17 protein-coding genes are annotated in these 16,044 nt (G+C 54.1%); 11 read left to right on the top strand and 6 right to left on the bottom strand.

Annotation, left to right across the window (positions count from 1 at the left end):
- Nucleotides 1–8: 8 nt before the first annotated feature.
- The 4 genes from NST96_RS19235 (at nt 9) to NST96_RS19220 (ending at nt 3,958) form a co-directional block, all read left to right on the top strand.
- Entirely contained in the window at nt 9–1,019 is a 1,011-nt protein-coding gene (locus NST96_RS19235) for an ABC transporter substrate-binding protein (protein WP_024984975.1), read from the top strand.
- A gap of 139 nt (nt 1,020–1,158) precedes the next feature.
- Entirely contained in the window at nt 1,159–2,220 is a 1,062-nt protein-coding gene (locus NST96_RS19230; protein ID WP_024984976.1) for an ABC transporter substrate-binding protein, read from the top strand.
- 15 nt (nt 2,221–2,235) lie between these two features.
- Entirely contained in the window at nt 2,236–3,168 is a 933-nt protein-coding gene (locus tag NST96_RS19225) for an ABC transporter permease (RefSeq protein WP_342404317.1), read from the top strand.
- Nucleotides 3,161–3,958: an ATP-binding cassette domain-containing protein gene (locus NST96_RS19220; RefSeq protein ID WP_003386658.1), complete on the top strand. Its 798-nt coding sequence runs from the start codon at nt 3,161–3,163 to the stop codon at nt 3,956–3,958. The genes NST96_RS19225 and NST96_RS19220 overlap by 8 nt, the downstream gene beginning before the upstream one ends.
- 44 nt (nt 3,959–4,002) lie before the next feature.
- Here the strand turns inward: NST96_RS19220 and NST96_RS19215 are convergent, their stop codons facing one another.
- On the bottom strand, nt 4,003–5,229 hold the full coding sequence (locus NST96_RS19215) for an MFS transporter (protein WP_172920317.1): 1,227 nt from the start codon (nt 5,227–5,229) through the stop codon (nt 4,003–4,005).
- 117 nt (nt 5,230–5,346) lie between these two features.
- Between NST96_RS19215 and NST96_RS19210 the strand changes: the two genes are divergently transcribed.
- The 7 genes from NST96_RS19210 to NST96_RS19180 all read left to right on the top strand — a co-directional run bounded on the left by NST96_RS19210 (nt 5,347) and on the right by NST96_RS19180 (nt 11,889).
- Nucleotides 5,347–7,155: an SgrR family transcriptional regulator gene (locus NST96_RS19210; protein WP_227277889.1), complete on the top strand. Its 1,809-nt coding sequence runs from the start codon at nt 5,347–5,349 to the stop codon at nt 7,153–7,155.
- Between the two features lie 107 nt (nt 7,156–7,262).
- The gene (locus tag NST96_RS19205) at nt 7,263–7,688 is read left to right on the top strand and encodes a TerB family tellurite resistance protein (RefSeq protein WP_003386654.1); all 426 of its coding nucleotides are present in this window, start codon (nt 7,263–7,265) and stop codon (nt 7,686–7,688) included.
- Nucleotides 7,689–7,903: 215 nt separating this feature from the next.
- On the top strand, nt 7,904–8,704 hold the full coding sequence (gene surE, locus NST96_RS19200; RefSeq protein WP_003386653.1) for a 5'/3'-nucleotidase SurE: 801 nt from the start codon (nt 7,904–7,906) through the stop codon (nt 8,702–8,704).
- The gene (locus tag NST96_RS19195) at nt 8,701–9,762 is read left to right on the top strand and encodes a hypothetical protein (protein ID WP_003386652.1); all 1,062 of its coding nucleotides are present in this window, start codon (nt 8,701–8,703) and stop codon (nt 9,760–9,762) included. Before surE ends, NST96_RS19195 begins: the two co-directional genes overlap by 4 nt.
- 153 nt (nt 9,763–9,915) lie before the next feature.
- Nucleotides 9,916–10,404 (top strand): hypothetical protein, encoded by a 489-nt coding sequence (locus NST96_RS19190; RefSeq protein ID WP_003386651.1) that lies wholly within the window; start codon nt 9,916–9,918, stop codon nt 10,402–10,404.
- 148 nt (nt 10,405–10,552) lie between these two features.
- Complete coding sequence (gene thpR, locus NST96_RS19185; RefSeq protein ID WP_024984982.1) at nt 10,553–11,131, top strand: RNA 2',3'-cyclic phosphodiesterase; 579 nt, start codon at nt 10,553–10,555, stop codon at nt 11,129–11,131.
- An 89-nt stretch (nt 11,132–11,220) separates the two neighbouring features.
- Nucleotides 11,221–11,889, top strand: a complete 669-nt coding sequence (locus tag NST96_RS19180; RefSeq protein WP_003386649.1) for a hypothetical protein — start codon at nt 11,221–11,223, stop codon at nt 11,887–11,889.
- A 108-nt stretch (nt 11,890–11,997) separates the two neighbouring features.
- Here the strand turns inward: NST96_RS19180 and NST96_RS19175 are convergent, their stop codons facing one another.
- The 5 genes from NST96_RS19175 to NST96_RS19155 form a co-directional block, all read right to left on the bottom strand.
- Nucleotides 11,998–12,909 carry a M23 family metallopeptidase gene (locus NST96_RS19175; RefSeq protein ID WP_227277892.1) on the bottom strand — a complete coding sequence of 304 codons (912 nt, stop codon included), beginning with the start codon at nt 12,907–12,909 and terminating at the stop codon, nt 11,998–12,000.
- Complete coding sequence (locus NST96_RS19170) at nt 12,897–13,373, bottom strand: chemotaxis protein CheW (protein WP_003386646.1); 477 nt, start codon at nt 13,371–13,373, stop codon at nt 12,897–12,899. Before NST96_RS19170 ends, NST96_RS19175 begins: the two co-directional genes overlap by 13 nt.
- A 93-nt stretch (nt 13,374–13,466) precedes the next feature.
- Entirely contained in the window at nt 13,467–13,787 is a 321-nt protein-coding gene (locus tag NST96_RS19165) for an AzlD domain-containing protein (RefSeq protein ID WP_003386645.1), read from the bottom strand.
- A complete protein-coding gene (locus NST96_RS19160; RefSeq protein WP_342404316.1) occupies nt 13,784–14,524 on the bottom strand; it encodes an AzlC family ABC transporter permease in 741 nt (246 codons plus the stop codon). Before NST96_RS19160 ends, NST96_RS19165 begins: the two co-directional genes overlap by 4 nt.
- Nucleotides 14,521–15,939: a PLP-dependent aminotransferase family protein gene (locus NST96_RS19155; RefSeq protein WP_024984984.1), complete on the bottom strand. Its 1,419-nt coding sequence runs from the start codon at nt 15,937–15,939 to the stop codon at nt 14,521–14,523. The genes NST96_RS19160 and NST96_RS19155 overlap by 4 nt, the downstream gene beginning before the upstream one ends.
- Between the last annotated feature and the right edge of the window lie 105 nt (nt 15,940–16,044).

Below are 16,044 nucleotides of genomic sequence, written 5' to 3'. Positions count from 1 at the left end.
AAGTTCAGATGAGAAAAGCAGTATCTTTTTTACTATCCGCATGTTTATTCGCGGGGCTGACAGCCTGTGGCAACCAGCCGGAAGCCGCAAGCACCGGTTCGGCTACGCCTGCTGCGGGTGGTGAGCAAGTCGTCAAGCTCGGGTTGACCCAGTTTGTGGAGCACCCGGCACTGGACGCGATCCGTCAGGGGATTGTCGACGGACTGAAGGAATCCGGCTATGAAGATGGAAAAAACGTGGAGCTCGATTATCAGAACGCCCACGGTGATATGAATAATACGGTCTCGATTGCGCAGAAGTATGCCGGCGACGGAAAAGATCTGGTGATAGCGATCGCTACGCCATCCGCGCAGGCAGCCGCCAAGGCGATTACGGACAAGCCGGTCGTCTTCAGTTCTGTGACCGATCCGCTGTCTGCCCAACTGGTCAGCAGTCTGGAAAAGCCTGACAAAAACGTCACAGGCACCTCCGACAAGGTATCCATGGAGCAGCAGCTGAAGCTGGTCAAAACCTTCCTGCCCGAGCTCAAAAAGCTGGGCGTTATTTACACGACTTCGGAGGTAAACTCCGAGGTACAGGTAAAGGAACTGGAAGAAGCGGCGAAAAAAGAGGGCATTGAAGTAGTCAAGGCCGGCATCTCCCAGCTCTCTGAAGTACAGCTTGCAGCACAGGGGCTTGCCGGTAAAACGGACGCCATGTTTATCCCGATCGACAACACGGTCGTATCCTCGTTTGAAGCGGTACTGGGAGCAGCGGAGCAGAACAAAATCCCGGTATTTGCCTCCGATACCGACACGGTGAAGCGGGGAGCAGTGGCTACGTACGGCATCGACTACTATCAAATCGGCAAGCAGACCGGTGAAATGGCTTCTCGCATCCTGAAAGGACAAAAAGTCGCTGACACACCGGTAGAGGTTTCCAAACAAGCTGATTTGTACATCAATGAAAAGGCCGCGGAAACATTTGGCCTGACTGTGCCCGAAGCGCTCAAATCACAGGCGAAAGAGATCGTGAAGTAAAAAGAAGAGAGCGCCAAGCTCTCTTCTTATCTTTTTTTCAAGGATTTGTATCACTTCCCCCGAAAGCACCAGATTACAGCTTTCCAACCTGTTTTAATCATGGTAAGATTAAAAAAATTTCAAATGGGGGTTTTGATACATTATGAGAAAAAGAAAGTCTATCCAATTGGTCCAGAAAATTCTGTGTCCTTTGCTGCTTTTGTCCGTTGCAGCATGTGGGCAACAAAGTACACCGGCAAACAATTCTGCCCAGCCATCTGCTCAGACGCCGGCAGAAGCACCAGCACCTTCTCAGGAAACCAAGCAGGTAAAAATCGGTATCGCCCAGTTTGTGGAGCACCCTGCGCTTGACGCGGCACGCGAAGGTTTTATCGAACAGATGACAAAGAACGGATATGAAAAAGACAAGCAAGTCGTGTACGATATCAGTTCGGCACAGGCGAGCATGGACACAGCGATCCAAATCGCCCAGAAGTTCAACTCCGACAAGGTTGATCTCATCCTGGCAATCGCGACTCCGACCGCTCAGGCTTCCGCGCAGACGACCCAGGACATTCCGATCCTGTTTACAGCGGTGACCGATCCGGTCGAAGCGGGCCTGGTAAAGGCGATGGATAAGCCGGGCGGAAATGTAACCGGTACGTCTGACATGAACCCGGTGGAAGAGCAGCTGAAGCTGGTAAAGGAACTGAAGCCTGACGCCAAGACAGTAGGTGTCATCTACAGCTCCGGCGAAGTCAACTCCAAGGTGCAGGTAGACGCAGCCAAAGCCGTTTCCGAGAAGCTCGGCCTGGCGATACAGGAAGCAGCCGTAACGAGCGCGACAGAAGTGAAGCAGGCGGCTGAATCGATGGTAGGCAAAGTAGATGCTTTCTACGTTCCAACAGACAACCTGGTCGTCTCTTCGATCTCCGCTGTTCTCGGTGTGGCCGAATCGCAAAAAATCCCGGTAGTCGCCGGCGAAGAGAACTCCGTCAAAAGCGGCGCGATCGCAACCTACGGCATCGACTACACAAAACTGGGCGCGCAAACAGCCGACATGGCCGTGAAAATTCTCAAGGGCGAAAGCAAGCCTGCCGACATGGCTGTAGAAATGCAAGCCGACATGAAGCTGGTGCTGAACAAGAAGGCAGCAGAAAAAATGGGCGTGACAATTCCGCAATCCATGCTTGATCGCGCTGGCGAAGTGATTGAGCAATAATCGTAGGAGGATATTATGAATCTGGCATTACACGGAGCAATCGAACAGGGCTTGTTGTTCGCGATCATGGCCCTGGGCGTATATTTGACCTTTCGCATCTTGAACTTTCCCGATCTGACCGTGGACGGCAGCTTTGCACTGGGCGGGGCGCTGGCAGCCAGACTAATCATCGAAGGAACGAATCCGTTTCTCGCTACCCTGATGGCCTTCGTGGCCGGAGGGGTAGCGGGCATCTTTACCGGAGTATTGCACACGAAGGGCAAAATCAACGGTCTGTTGGCCGGGATTCTGACGATGATTGCACTTTATTCCATTAATCTTCGGATCATGGGCAAGGCCAATTTGCCGCTTCTGCGCGAGGACACGCTGTATACCTTTGTGAAAGATCTTGGGGTGCCCAATCTCGCGGTGGGAGGGGTCGTCTTTTTCACCGGGGTTGCCCTCGTTTTCCTGATCGGCATCTTTTTGCTGAAGGCTATTATCGACTGGTTTTTGCAAACCGATCTTGGACTTGATATCCGCGCAACCGGAGACAACTCGAAGATGATTCGCAGCTTTGGAGCCAACACGGATACGACAACAATTATCGGGCTCGGCCTGTCCAATGCGCTGGTCGCAGTTTCCGGCGCCTGGGTCGCACAATACCAAGGCTTTGCCGACGTAGGGATGGGGATCGGGATGATCGTCATCGGTCTTGCCTCCGTGATCGTCGGGGAAGTGCTGTTTGGCAGCTCGTCGATCTTCCGCGCTACGCTCGCCGTTATCCTCGGCTCAGTCGTGTACCGTCTGGTGATCGCGCTTGCCTTGGATGCGGGGCTCAATCCGTCCGACATGAAGCTGATTACGGCGCTCATCGTAATTATCGCGCTGACCGTTCCGGCGGTTGCAAAAAGCGTCTGGAAAAGGCAGCCGTTCCGGGCGACGAAAGGAGGGAGAGGCGATGCTTAAAATTTCACGTGTACGCAAGGTGTTCAACGAGGGGACAGTCAACGAGAAAATCGCTCTGCGGGAAATCAATCTGAACGTCACTCCCGGCGAGTTCATTACGGTTATCGGCAGCAACGGAGCGGGGAAATCCACGCTGATGAACATCATCTCCGGCGGACTGATCCCGGATACCGGCAGCGTCATCATCGACGGAAAAAACGTGACAAAGCTGGGCGAGCACAAACGGGCCTCCTTTGTTGGCCGCGTGTTTCAAGACCCGATGGCGGGGACTGCGCCGAATATGACGATCGAGGAAAATCTGGCGATCGCTTATGCGCGCGGAAAGCGGCGGACACTTTCATTTGGAGTGAACAACCGGAAGCGGGAGCTGTTCCGCGAACAGTTGAGGCAGCTAGATCAGGGGCTGGAGAACCGCCTGAAGACAAAGGTAGGCTTTTTGTCGGGAGGTCAGCGACAAGCCTTGAGCCTGTTGATGGCTACCTTTACGGAGCCGAAGATCTTGCTGCTTGACGAGCATACGGCTGCGCTCGACCCAAAACGGGCTCAATTGATCGTCGATCTGACCCAAAAGGTCGTCGAGCAGTACAAACTGACCACCATTATGGTCACCCACAACATGGAGCAGGCGCTCAATATGGGGAACCGCCTGCTGATGCTGCATGACGGCGGGATCATCCTGGACATTCCTCAGGAGAAGAAGCAAACGATGAAGCCGCAGGATCTCCTGCGGGCCTTCGAACAAGCCCGCGGCGGAGAGTCCTTCAGCGAGGACCGGTATCTTTTGTCCTAGGGGTGTCATGCTGAGCCTGCATTCAAAACGAATACACGGGCTAGTTACGAACCGGAGCCTTCCCGACTAAGCGGGGAGGCTTTTTCCATGCGGCGAAGGAAAACGTTTTGGATCACAGCACCGATCAGAAGCAAGGCCGTCGCGATGGTGAACAGGACGGCTCCGTCGAAGTGCAGAAACAGAAAGCTGCCGGCAAGCGGGCCGAGCGTGCGCGATATGTCCCAGTGCAAGCCGTACACGGCAAAGTACCTGCCCCGCATCGCGGCGGGAGCCATTTTGGATACCATCGTCAGCATATGGTTCAGGCCGATGCTTTCTCCCATGACGAACACCAGTTGCATACACAGCAGCAGGATAATGCTGTCGGCATTCCCGTAAGTCCAGGAGACTGCGGCGAAGCAGATGTAGGAAAAGACCACCAGTCGGCGGGGGGAAAAGCGCTGAGTAGCTTTCACCAGCCAAAACTCAAGCATGATGGCCGAGATGCTTTTCGTCAAAGCGAGCCATGCCAGCACATCGAGATAATTGGCGAAGCCGTTCTTCAGATGAAGCTGCAGGTTCGTCTCGGTTTGGGCATAGAAGAAGCTGATCGGCAGAGCGAGGACCATCATGGAAAGCACAGCGCGATGGGCGCCCACTTTGCGAAACGAGATTTGCTCGTGTGCGCTCGCGCATTCTTTTTGCCCCTGATGCTTCGTTTCCGGCACCTTCCACCAGATGACAGCAGCATACAGAAACAGCGAAAGACCGGTGCAGACAAAGGCAAGAGCAGGTGCCGTCTGATAGACCAGAACGCCCAGAAGAGGGCCGACGGAGGCTCCGATATAGGTTGCCGTACTCAAAAGGGCAAAGGCCTCTGTCAACTGCTTGGCCGTCATGCTGTCGGCCAGCACGGCCCGGCTTGCCGGGATAAACAGAGAACGGCCGATGCCGTTTAGCACGTACAAAAGGGCAAACGCTGCGAGCGAGCCTGCCGCGGCCATTCCGAGCATGCTGAGGCCTTGCAAAAGCAGGGCGAGCAGCATGATCGGCTTACGGCCGTACCGATCGGTTACGCCTCCCGCGATCAGCGTAAAGAGAATGTCGCTTGCAGGCTGCAGCCCGATCACGAGCATAATCAAGGGGATGCTTCCCCCGATTTTTTCGTGCAGGTACAAAATGAGAAACGGCGTTATCATGCTGCGGGACAGCTCCGTCAGCAGCTCGCCGAAGAGCCGGACCCAGAGGATCACAGGGTACCTGGAAAAAAGGCGTGTCGCTTTCTCGTTCATATCTGGTATCCTTTCTGTAATGATTTTTGGGTTGTTCCCGATTGTACGGGGAAAACACCAGGACAAAAAGGGTACAGATTCGGCCCGTTTTTTTTCATGTTTTAGGGGGACTATCGCATGCTTTTGTTCGAACACTACCATCGGCTGTATTCATTTTTTCGGGAGCAAGGCGTATCCCGCCCGATTTCCATCAGTCTGGAGCAGGTCGCATCTCACTTGTGCTGTACGAAGCGAAATGCCGCGACAACGGTAAAAAAGCTGCAGCAACGGGGATGGATAGACTGGCGGCCAGGAAGGGGCAGGGGCAATCAGTCGACGCTGACCTTTCGGCTGCAGCCGGGGGATGTCGTGCTCTCCCTGGCCCAGGAAATGATTCTTCGCGGAGATATTCGCGACGGCCAAGAGCTTGTAGCCCTTCACCAGGATGAATGGGAAGGACTAGGAGAGGCGTTTGGGCGTTGGATGGACAGCCAGTTCGGGCTGCATGTCCAAAAAAGCCACGGCAAGCGGCTCGATATGCTGCGGCTGTTTGCGTCAAGACCGCAGCCGATTTTGGACCCGGCCAGACTGCTGATGCGTTCAGAGGCAAATCTGGTGCGTCACGTGTTTGACGGACTCGTCCGCTTTGATCCCGCATACAAGACAATAGAACCAGGAATTTCCTTTTATTGGGAAGTGGATAATGGCGGCACAGCCTATACGTTTTATTTGCGCAAAGGCGTACGGTTTCACCATGGCCGTGCCTTGACAGCGGAGGATGTGCGCTATTCCCTGCTCAGGCTCGGCAAACAGGCCTCCCCGCATCGGTGGATTACTCGCTCGATCCGGCAGGTGGAGGTCATTGATTCATACGTCGTAAAAGTCATGCTGCATCGTCCGGATTTTCTGTTTCTTCATGCCCTCAGCAAAGAGTACGCTGCAATCGTTCCGGAGGATTACACGGAGCGTATGGGGGAGGAGTTCGGTAGGATGCCGGCAGGCACGGGTCCGTTTCGGATCGTCCGCAACGACGATTCGATGCTGGTGATGGAGGCGTTCGAGCCGTACTTTGGGGGCAGGCCGTTTCTGGATCGGATCGAGCTGTGGCAGGTGCCGGAACGCGAGACTGCGCCTGAGCTCGGGCAAGCAGACATCCCCCGAATCCTGTATGCTCCCGGCGAGGCTGGCGTTGACGGCGAGACCATGCGAGCTGACTGGCAAACCGTTTACAGGATCGAGCAGTGCTTTCAATACCTGGCTTGCAATGCAGGCAAGCCGGGGCCGCTCCAGGACGATTCACTCCGGGAGGCGCTCGATCTCATTATCGACCGTCCGGCGATGCTGGCCGAGCTGGGAGGGGACAGACAGCCGGCTGTTCATTGGAGTGGAAGTCAGGTCAAGCCTCCAGAGATTGAGCGTCCAAGGGAAGAGCGAATTCAGCAGCTCCTGCGTCAAAGCGGCTACCGGGGCGAGACGCTCAGTCTGTTCACGATGCCCGAATACGATCATGTGGAAGATGCGGAATGGCTGCAAAAGCGCCTGGGGCGATACGGCATCAAGCTGGCGATCCATTATGTCGAGCCCGAAGTGTTGGCGAGCCAACAGATGCGCGGGGCTGATCTCATCCTGGACAGCGCCAATATGGATGAGCGCGAGCACCTGTCACTCCTGGAATTTTTATTTGACGATTCGGCTGCGTTGTCTCATTTTCTCTCGCCTGGGTTTGCCGATGAGGTGATGGAACGTGTTGAGAGAGGGTGTGCCGCAGCAGATGAGGAGCAAATAACGCAAAAAATGCAGGAGCTGATGAAATGGATCGCCAGCCAGCGCCTGTTTTTGCCCTTGTACAGCAATCGGATCGAAGCTAGGGCGGACTCGAGGCTTGGCGGTATCTCGCTTGGTGCACACGGTTGGCCGGATCTTTGTCGAATTGTGGTGAGAACATAAAAAAATGTCACATTTTTGTATGAAACCGCTTTCCTCTTTCATCGTATAATTAGGAAACGATATAACAACAAGAATCAGCGTCCAAGAGTTCGAGGGAGGATATAGAAGTGTATACGAAAACGGAAAAGGACAAACATATTTTGTTTGCATCCATTCGCCTGATAATCTGCGTCGGTCATGCAGATGGTTATATAGGAAACAAAGAAGTGAGCCGAATCCATGAGCTGGTCAACTCGGAGCACTTTACGCTGAGAGAAAGACAGATTCTCATGGACGATATGGATTACCCCAAGCAGCCGGAAACCATCGTCAAGGACATGGTGGACCTGTCTCTGCCGGAGAAGCTCGGTCTGCTCCGGCAGTTGTACAAAATCGCCCTGGTCGATCAAAAGCTTTCGCTTGCGGAAACGTTGGAAATTAGACGAATTTCCTGCTTGTTGGGAATCTCCGAAGAAAAGCAAAAACAGGTGGAAGAATGGATCGTGGAAGGGATTCAATGGCGCGACCGCTGGAAGGAGATCGTCGGCGAATAAGTCCGTGAGTGCTTGGAAGCAGTTTTTTCTGGTGTGAAATGGGAATAGCTATAGAGGCGTGCAAACCGGTCTGCGGTTTTTTTGCACGCCTCTTTTTTCCCGGACAAAAGGTCTTTTTGGTACAATAAGGAGAAGACAGCCTGCCAGAATCCGGACGCGGCTTGCCGGAACAAAGAAATCATGGGCAGCAGCGTCACGAAAAGGGAGGATATGATATGTTGCGAGTATTGTTGACGAATGATGACGGGATTGAGGCTTTGGGCATCCGCAAACTGGCTGAAGCGCTTCTCGCCTTGTCCGATGTAGAGATTTTTGTTGTAGCTCCCGCCGAGGAAAGAAGCGGCGTAGGACACGGCCTGACCTACCGCAGTGCGCTCTCGCCTAAGCCGCATTCCTTTTACGGACTGCCGGTGACCGCGTGGACGATCGACGGAAATCCTGCCGACTGTATCAAGGGCGCCTACCACCTGTTGTTTGAGGAAGGCAAAAAACCGGATATCGTTTTTTCCGGGATCAATGTAGGGACAAATCTGGGACGGGACATTTATTATTCGGGTACCTGCAGCGGAGCGAGAGAAGCCGTTATTTTGGGCATTCCGGGCGTGGCTCTCTCCTATGACAACTGGACCGACCAGGACAATTACGGACAGGTGGAGGAAATCATTCGCCCGCTTTTGCAGTTGTTTTGCGATCAGGCAAGAGAGGATCGACTGGCTCCCGAAGTGTTCTGGAACGTCAACATTCCGCATTTGCCGCCGGAAGAAATCCGCGGAATCGTCCCTGCCGCACTGGCGATGAACCACTACGAAGACAAATACAATCAGGAAGCAGAAGGCTACTGGCTGACTCGCGAATACCCGGACAGAAGCAATCCTACACCTGAAGAAGACTACTATCTGGTGAAACGCGGATACATCGCGGTAACCCCGGTACATATCGACGCGACAGACCGGACACTGCTCGATAAAATGCTGGAGTGGCCGATTGTAAAGCAGTCGGGCAACGAAAAAAAATGACGGTTCACGAGTCCTTTCGTCCCGCTTTGATCCCCGATCCGAAGCGGGTATCGCCGACATCCGATACCCAGGGAGAGGTGCTTGATTCCGCGGTTTATTCCGATCTGTATCATTTGGCAGAGACAGAAGGATTGCCCTACTTTGCCCGAATGTCTGCGGCTGGCGATGTTGAGCTGTTCCTCGTCTTCGAGAGCATTGACGCCTTCAGCGAATCGACACGGGACGCTGTCTCCGTCGAGTTTAAAACGTATCGCAACAAGCTTTTGGCTGTCATCTGGACGCTCACTGATCCGCTCGATCCGTTGGGCTTTCCGCTGTCGTTTGACATCAAGCGAACTGAGGACCGCGGCATGGCGCTGCGGATGCTGGAACAAGCCGAGGTTCCCCTGCACTATTTGGCCTTTGAAGAGGGACGGCTGACGCATATTTATACGGAGGGGATTACGTTTTCGCCAGAGGAAGCGAGACAAGCGCATGCGATGGTGGAAGCATTGTTTTTCGACAGGGCTGACGAGCTTCCGCATCAGGCCGAGGTACAGGAAGCAGCGGAAGCGCAAAGCGTTCCGCTCTCTTTCCTCTCGGATGCAAAGCTGGAGGAAAAGGGAACGGCCTACTTGATCGACTTTATGCGATTGCAGGACAAACACGGCGCAGATGAAGCCCAGCATTTGCTGATGAGCACCGTCCATCAAGCTGTATGGGTGATGCGGCGCCATGCCAGAAGCGAAGTCAGGGAGAGGTCTTTTACCGTGTGGGCAGCCGAACATGATGGGCTGCTGAGACTCATCGTGACACCGGAGATGTCAGACTTGTTTGAGGTGGTTCATCTGACTGAAGATGAAGCCAATCCTTTTTCACGCTTTCTCTTTACGTTGCCGGAATTTCTTTCGACAGAGGATGCGGTGCCGCTCAGACACGGAGCTTATCCTTTGATTCGCATGGAAGCGGGGCGACTCTACCATCTGGAGCTGGATGAGACGAGTGCGGAGCGGCTAGGAGCTATCTTTGACAGGCTGTATCCGGGAGAGCTGAATCCGTACGAGAACGTGTCGGAGTAGTTTTTTCGGAAGGGCACCCGCATGACGACTGACGATTGTGGAACGAGCATTCTTTCGTGGAAAAACGGGAAAAGAAGTCACCATTCAACAAAGGAAAGTTTAGCCATCATTGCGAAGAGATATAGACAGATTTTCCATGGAAGGGTGAGGAGGATGTTCACAGTACAACCTGAGGGATTTGAGGCGATTTCCGACTGTGCCCGTCGGTTTCAGGAGGATGTGGAAAAGCTCGCAGAACGGTTTTCACTAGAGGTAGATGGCCGCTTTCCCGCCATGGAACTGCATGTCCATCCGCGCTTGCAGGCGACGCTGGAATACGCCCTTTGGGGGGAAGCGGGAGTGGTCGCTGTCAAAGGGAAGCTGAACGCATTGACGGACGATCTGGCCGATTGCAAAACAATTTCGGTTACGATGAAGTTTTCGCTGTCCTGTGACCCGCAGACCGATATCGAGTGGTTGAAGCAGCGAATCGAAGAAATCCTGTACGGGGAAGTGGAGCTGTTTTGGCACAGACCGCCCGCAGGACATATTGGACATATAGAGCTGACCATTGCTTTTCAGGCCGAGCCCGGTGCGAGCAGGATGAACGAATACGTACGCTGCGTTCTGGGCATCGTAACAGGAAAGATGATGGCCGCATAAAGGCTCCCCGTTCGTGCGGGCGGGCTTTTTTTGTCGACAGGAATTTATGAAAATGCACCTATCGACATAAGTGCAACGAAGGCTTCCCCATAAAGCTTGGCGAGGCCACGTTTTCAAATGCGATGTTGCCAAGAGGAGGAATATGTCGATGCGTCTTTTTGTGGCTCTGGATATTCCCGATGACGCTGTCCGCTACATTGCGGGCGTGCAAAAACAGGTGAAGAGCCTGATCAAGGCAGATCGGTGGCAGTCACTGCACAATCTCCATCTCACCCTGCATTTTCTCGGAGAGGTAGGAGAAAAGCTGGTGCCAGAAATCTGCAAGGACATGGATATTGTCAGCGAAATTATTTCGCCTTTTTCTTTGCAGGTCGGAGGCTTCGGCGCATTTCCCCACGCAGAACGTCCCCGAGTCCTCTGGCTCGGGCTTCGCGGACAGACAGACCCGCTCAGACAGCTTCATTTGCTGTTGGGCAAGCGGTTTGATCTGCATCCCGGCCTGACCTATGACAAGAAGCGATACAGCCCGCATATTACGCTGGCAAGAGGCCCCAAGGTTGGCCAGGAAGGGGTGCCTCTAGCGGAATGGAACGAACGACTCCTCTCCTCGGAGCCGCCCGCCTGGGAAGTGACCCGTTTTCACCTCTACCAGTCAGAGCTGCGGCCGGATGGGGCGGTACATACGATTATCCACACGAGCACGTTTGATAAAGAACACGGCAAATAATCGCCATCCGATGAATAAACTGGTAGCAAGAACGATGGCTCAAACCGTGCCAGACCAGGGAGAGCCTGCCAGAAAGCGGTGGGAATCGGATGGGTGAGTTCACGACAGGCATGTTGTATCCACGCAAATATGAACCAAAAGTATTAATCGCCCTGCCCAAATCGAGGCAGCCTTATTTCCATAGGAACATCAACCGGGACTGGAATGCCTTTTTCCTGCGGGATGAGTGGCTTGAGACAGCCCATACCCTGCAATTTATTCTGAACCTGTCCCGTCAGTGTGTCCCGCTCCTCTGGTTCCATGACGCCGAAGACAACGGATGGGGGTATCGGCTCTTTGACGCGGGCTTCGAGGTGTCGTCGGCGACAATCAGCTATTCGCTGGATGCAGATATGGCGGAAGCGGAATTTGCCCGCCTCTACCCCCACATAAACCTGCATGAGGCCATAACCGAGAGCGAGGACGTAAGGCAGATGTACGATGACATTCTGGACAGGGTCGCAAGGTCCGACCAGTATCGAAGGGAAGTAAGCAAGGGGATTAAACGGGCTTGTCCGCAATGCTTCAACCGGATTGTCGGTCCCAAGCAGGTGCAGCAGCTTCGTTCCCTGTTTGATTTGCAGCTGCTGACGGATTTCGATGATGAGACAGGGGCGTCGCTTTTGTACGATTCAGTCGATTTGTTCAAGGAGATTTTGGGCATCGAGGAAATGGTGTGGGTCAGCTATTCCTATTTGGCGAGCGGCGGTCAGAAATAAGGGAAGGACGTAGTCATGCATGAAAAGATGACCCAGCAACTCTGACGGAGAAAGAAAAAATGTACGAACATGCAAAAACAGGCGGAGTCCGGCGCTTCGCCTGTTTTTTTATTCGCTTCGCCGGTCCGGGCCCGATACCAACTGCCCCTGTACGATCCGTCGTCCGTCCTGAAAGCGGACCGGTATCGAGTGTCCGCTTAAAAGAACAGGAGAATCAGATACCTGGAAATGAAGGTGAGCCTCGCTGGAATTTCCCGAGTTGCCGCAGAGCCCGATCAAATCGCCCGGCTGCACACAATCGCCGACCTCGACGCAGACAGAGTCTTGCTTGAGATGGGCAAGCAGGCTGTATTCGCCAGCTTCGTGCTCCAGGATGACGTGGTTGCCGGCAGGCTGTGTCTCGTTTACCGTTCCGACCGGAGTGTTGTCTGGTATATGGCTTGCGACTCCTACGACTTTTCCAAAGGCCGGTGCGAGGATCGGCTGCCCGAACGCGTAATAGCTCTCATTTGCCGCAGGGTCGCCCGTAAAGGTGCGGCCTTCTTTCATCACGAGGAAATCAAAGGCGTATCGTTGGTTCGGATAGGCGTAATGATAATTGACCAGCTCGTTATGGCCTCCCCAGTACGTGAGCCACTCTCCGGCAAACGGAGGAACGAACACGGTACGGGTAAGCATGCTGTCAGTCTCCGGATGTGTCTCGAGGTGCAAAATGACGAGGGAGATGATCGTGCCCTCCTCGTCAAAGGCAGCGGCCAATCCCTTTTCTCCCGATCCGTCTACCCAGACATATCGTTTCGCGTGCTCCAGAAGTATGGTAGATTGCAGCTTGTAGCGATCTACACCGCGGTGGAAGTCTTCTCCCAGCGAGCGAAGCTCAGCGGCAGAGACTCTTTTGCGAAAAGCGGGGCTTGTCTGCGCGTAAATCTGCTCGTATTCCCCCTGCAGAAAGGCGAGAGGGAGCTGTTCCGGCGTGTAGCAGAAAGACGATTTCTTCCGTGTCATTTTTACTTTTTCCATGTGGAGAAGATCTCGTCCACATCGAGCAGCATGATCAATTTATCTTGCACCCGGGCAATCCCGTTCAAAAACTTCCCATCGACTCCACTCACGATCGGAGGAGCAGGCTCAATCAGCGATGCCGGTATGTGCATGACCTCTGAGACCGCTTCGACGACAATGCCAATATCGAGCCCGTCCAGCTGCAAGTCGACAAACCGGCTCTCTTCCGTGAGCGGAAGCGGCTCCAGGCCAAACATCGTCCGCAGGTTGATGATCGGCAGGATGCGCCCGCGCAGGTCAATCACGCCTTCGACGAATGGGGGAGACTTGGGAAAACGGGTCACGGGCAAAGGCTTGATGATTTCCTTTACCAACGAAATCGGTAAGCCGTAGTACTCTTTTCCCATTTGAAAGAGAATGGAATGAACCGTGCTTCCTTCTGTGTTCCAGTCCGTTTCTCCGTGTAGTTTCACCGTTTCCATTACCTGGTCCCTCCCGAAATCCTTTTGCAATCTATACCCTTATTGTACCACGGTCAAACGGGATCGGAAGGGAATTTTTCTCAACTCCGTTCCTTACCAGGAAAACAGACCCAGCGAGACAACAACGACGAGCCCGAGGCTTACGCCAAAGCTGAGGAATACATTCTTGCTGAGGGCCATAACACCCAGACAGACGAGGCTGGCGATCAGCAGCAAGGGCTGAATGACAAAGCTGCCGGACTGCACAAACAGAGAAGGAAAAATGAGGGACGCAAAAATGCCCAAAGGAATAAAGCTGAGACCGTTTTTTAAGCGGGGTGAAAAATGCTTGCTGGGCAGACGGAGAAACGCCCTGCGCGAAATATAGGTGAGCACGCCCATCCCCAGAAACAGCAAAAGGGTCTGTGTCGTCATGCGGATTCAGCTCCTCTCGTCTCTTCGGCGGCAGTCTGATCTCCGTCTTCCTGTGTCGGCCAGAAATACCCGATGGCAAAGGCGAGGCATCCGGCGATCAAAACCGGCAAGCCATTTGGCACTACAAACGACAGGAAAACAGACGCCGCCCCGCACAGCAAAAAGGCAAAAATGCGCAGGAGCGACGATAGCTGGTAATAGGCGAGGGCGAGGAACATGGCCGTAAAGCTGAAGCCGAGTCCGAGCGAAGCCGGATCGGGTATCCAGGCGCCCGCTGCCGTTCCGATCCAAGTACCGCCGCACCAGCCTGCGTAAAGGGCAACGCTGACGCTGAGAATATATGGAACATCGCTTTCGCGGTGGCGAAAACGGTTGAGTGTGAGCGCGTACTGCTCATCCGTGAGAAAAAAGGCGAGCCCGTTTACTTGAGCAGTGGAAAAACGCTGGTAATGAGGCGAGATTGACAAGCCCATCAGAAAGTGGCGCAGGTTTAACAGACAAGTAGTCAAGATGATGGCCCAGACGCTTGCCTGTTCAGCAATGAGCGAGCTGCCGGCAAATTGGGAAGCTCCGGAGTAGACAAGCACAGACATCGCGATGCTTTCCCAAGAGGTAAGACCGGCCTGCCCGGCCAGCATTCCAAAGATGGCTCCGTAAATGATGTAGCTGGCGGTGATCGGCAAAGAGTCGATCAGGCCTTCCGTCCAACTGGACGTTGAGGGGGATGCGTTTTTCATATTTGCAGCTCCTTTCCTTGTTGCAGAACCTCTGCAATGATTTTCATGCCTCGATCAATTTTTTCCGAGCGCTCATGGGTAAAACAGAGACGGATGTATGGCTGCTCGGCCTCCCGCAAGAGAAACATGTCGCCGCAGGTAAAGGAAACGCCTCGCTCCAGGCATCTGGCCATCAGCTTGCGCGGGTTGATCTCTTCCGGCAGGGAGACCCAGAAGTAGAACCCGCCCTTGGGTCGCTCATACCGAATTCCCAGCGGGCTGAAGCGGTCCAGATGACTTTCCATGATGGCCGCCTGTTCACTGTATTGCAAGCGAGCGTTTTCCAGATGCGGCCGTAGAGCGCCGTTTCGCAGGTATGCAGCCAGAGCGAGCTGGCCCAGCGTATTTGTAGTGATAGACAGCTCCTTCATCCGGGTGAGCAGTTGGGCCAATTTGCGGTTGGCCGCCACCCATCCGATCCGCAGTCCGGGGAAGAGCAGCTTCGAGAACGTGTTCAAATATACGACATGGCCCGAATGATCCAGCGCTTTTAAGGCGGGCGGGGGTTCTTTGTCGAGATGGAGGTGACGGTAGGCATCGTCCTCCACGATGGGAAGCCCGTATTTTTCGCTCAAAGCCAGCAGTTGCTTGCGCCGGATGGCCGACATCGTCCATCCGGTCGGGTTGTGGTAGGTTGGGACGGTGTAAAGAAATCGCGGCCGGCAATGGCTCAAGATCCTTTCCAGTACATCTACCCGCAGGCCGTCCGCATCCATCGGGACCGGGACAACCTGCATCCCGAGCGATTGAAAAAGCTGCAGCGAGCCAAAGTATGTGGGCATTTCCGTCAAGACGAGATCGCCAGGACGCGCTAAAAGCGAAGCGATCAGGTAGAGTCCTTCCTGCGAGCCGCTGGTGATGACCACCTGCTCCGGCGAGGAAATCTGTTCCATGTCCATCCAGCTCACAAGATGCTCGCGAAGTTCCGGCAGCCCCTGGACAGAGGTGAAGTAGTAGGAGTGAAGCTGCTCTGCCGTACTTTTGACGTAATCGGGGAAGCCTGACGATTCCAGGGTGTGCTTGCCGCCATCGCCATGGGCAAAGTTGATGATATCCGGGTATTTGTCCGTTACGCCCAGAAGCTCAGCCATGTGAGAGGGAGCAGGGGCGAGCGTGCCGAGCGTGTGATAATGCCAGTCGATCCTCGCGGGGGCGGGAGTAAGAGCCTCCACATAACGTCCGCTGCCCATCCTGCTGGCGATGATCCCTTCCGCCTCCAGCTCTGCATAAGCCCTGACGATCGTGTTGCGGCTGACTCCGAGCTGCATGGCCAGCTTTCTCTCGGGAGGCAAAGGGGAGCCAATTGCCAGCTCCCCGCTTAAAATTTGATAGCGCAATTGATTGTAGATCTTTGTATAAAGTGCTTTGCGCCCCATGCTGTCGCCTCTTTTTCACCAGTCTATTGCTCAATACTATACGCTCTTCCAAAAATAAATAAAAGAGCCAATTTTCAATCTATAAAAAGCCAAAAAACCGGTCAG

Origin of the sequence: Brevibacillus sp. FSL K6-2834, assembly GCF_038592925.1 — a bacterium.
Classification (GTDB): Bacteria; Bacillota; Bacilli; order Brevibacillales; family Brevibacillaceae; genus Brevibacillus; species Brevibacillus borstelensis.
The sequence above is the reverse complement of the archived record's forward strand: the minus strand, read 5'-3'. Positions and strand labels throughout refer to the sequence as shown.

Bases quoted from the DNA above. Each gene is read 5' to 3' on its own strand.
- NST96_RS19225 (WP_342404317.1), top strand. From the start codon at position 2,236: ATGAATCTGGCATTACACGGAGCAATCGAACAGGGCTTGTTGTTCGCG.
- NST96_RS19195 (WP_003386652.1), top strand. From the start codon at position 8,701: ATGACGGTTCACGAGTCCTTTCGTCCCGCTTTGATCCCCGATCCGAAG.
- NST96_RS19155 (WP_024984984.1), bottom strand. From the start codon at position 15,939: ATGGGGCGCAAAGCACTTTATACAAAGATCTACAATCAATTGCGCTAT.
- NST96_RS19180 (WP_003386649.1), top strand. From the start codon at position 11,221: ATGGGTGAGTTCACGACAGGCATGTTGTATCCACGCAAATATGAACCA.
- NST96_RS19165 (WP_003386645.1), bottom strand. From the start codon at position 13,787: ATGACGACACAGACCCTTTTGCTGTTTCTGGGGATGGGCGTGCTCACC.
- NST96_RS19190 (WP_003386651.1), top strand. From the start codon at position 9,916: ATGTTCACAGTACAACCTGAGGGATTTGAGGCGATTTCCGACTGTGCC.
- NST96_RS19220 (WP_003386658.1), top strand. From the start codon at position 3,161: ATGCTTAAAATTTCACGTGTACGCAAGGTGTTCAACGAGGGGACAGTC.
- NST96_RS19235 (WP_024984975.1), top strand. From the start codon at position 9: ATGAGAAAAGCAGTATCTTTTTTACTATCCGCATGTTTATTCGCGGGG.
- surE (WP_003386653.1), top strand. From the start codon at position 7,904: ATGTTGCGAGTATTGTTGACGAATGATGACGGGATTGAGGCTTTGGGC.
- NST96_RS19210 (WP_227277889.1), top strand. From the start codon at position 5,347: ATGCTTTTGTTCGAACACTACCATCGGCTGTATTCATTTTTTCGGGAG.
- NST96_RS19175 (WP_227277892.1), bottom strand. From the start codon at position 12,909: ATGGAAAAAGTAAAAATGACACGGAAGAAATCGTCTTTCTGCTACACG.
- thpR (WP_024984982.1), top strand. From the start codon at position 10,553: ATGCGTCTTTTTGTGGCTCTGGATATTCCCGATGACGCTGTCCGCTAC.
- NST96_RS19170 (WP_003386646.1), bottom strand. From the start codon at position 13,373: ATGGAAACGGTGAAACTACACGGAGAAACGGACTGGAACACAGAAGGA.
- NST96_RS19215 (WP_172920317.1), bottom strand. From the start codon at position 5,229: ATGAACGAGAAAGCGACACGCCTTTTTTCCAGGTACCCTGTGATCCTC.
- NST96_RS19160 (WP_342404316.1), bottom strand. From the start codon at position 14,524: ATGAAAAACGCATCCCCCTCAACGTCCAGTTGGACGGAAGGCCTGATC.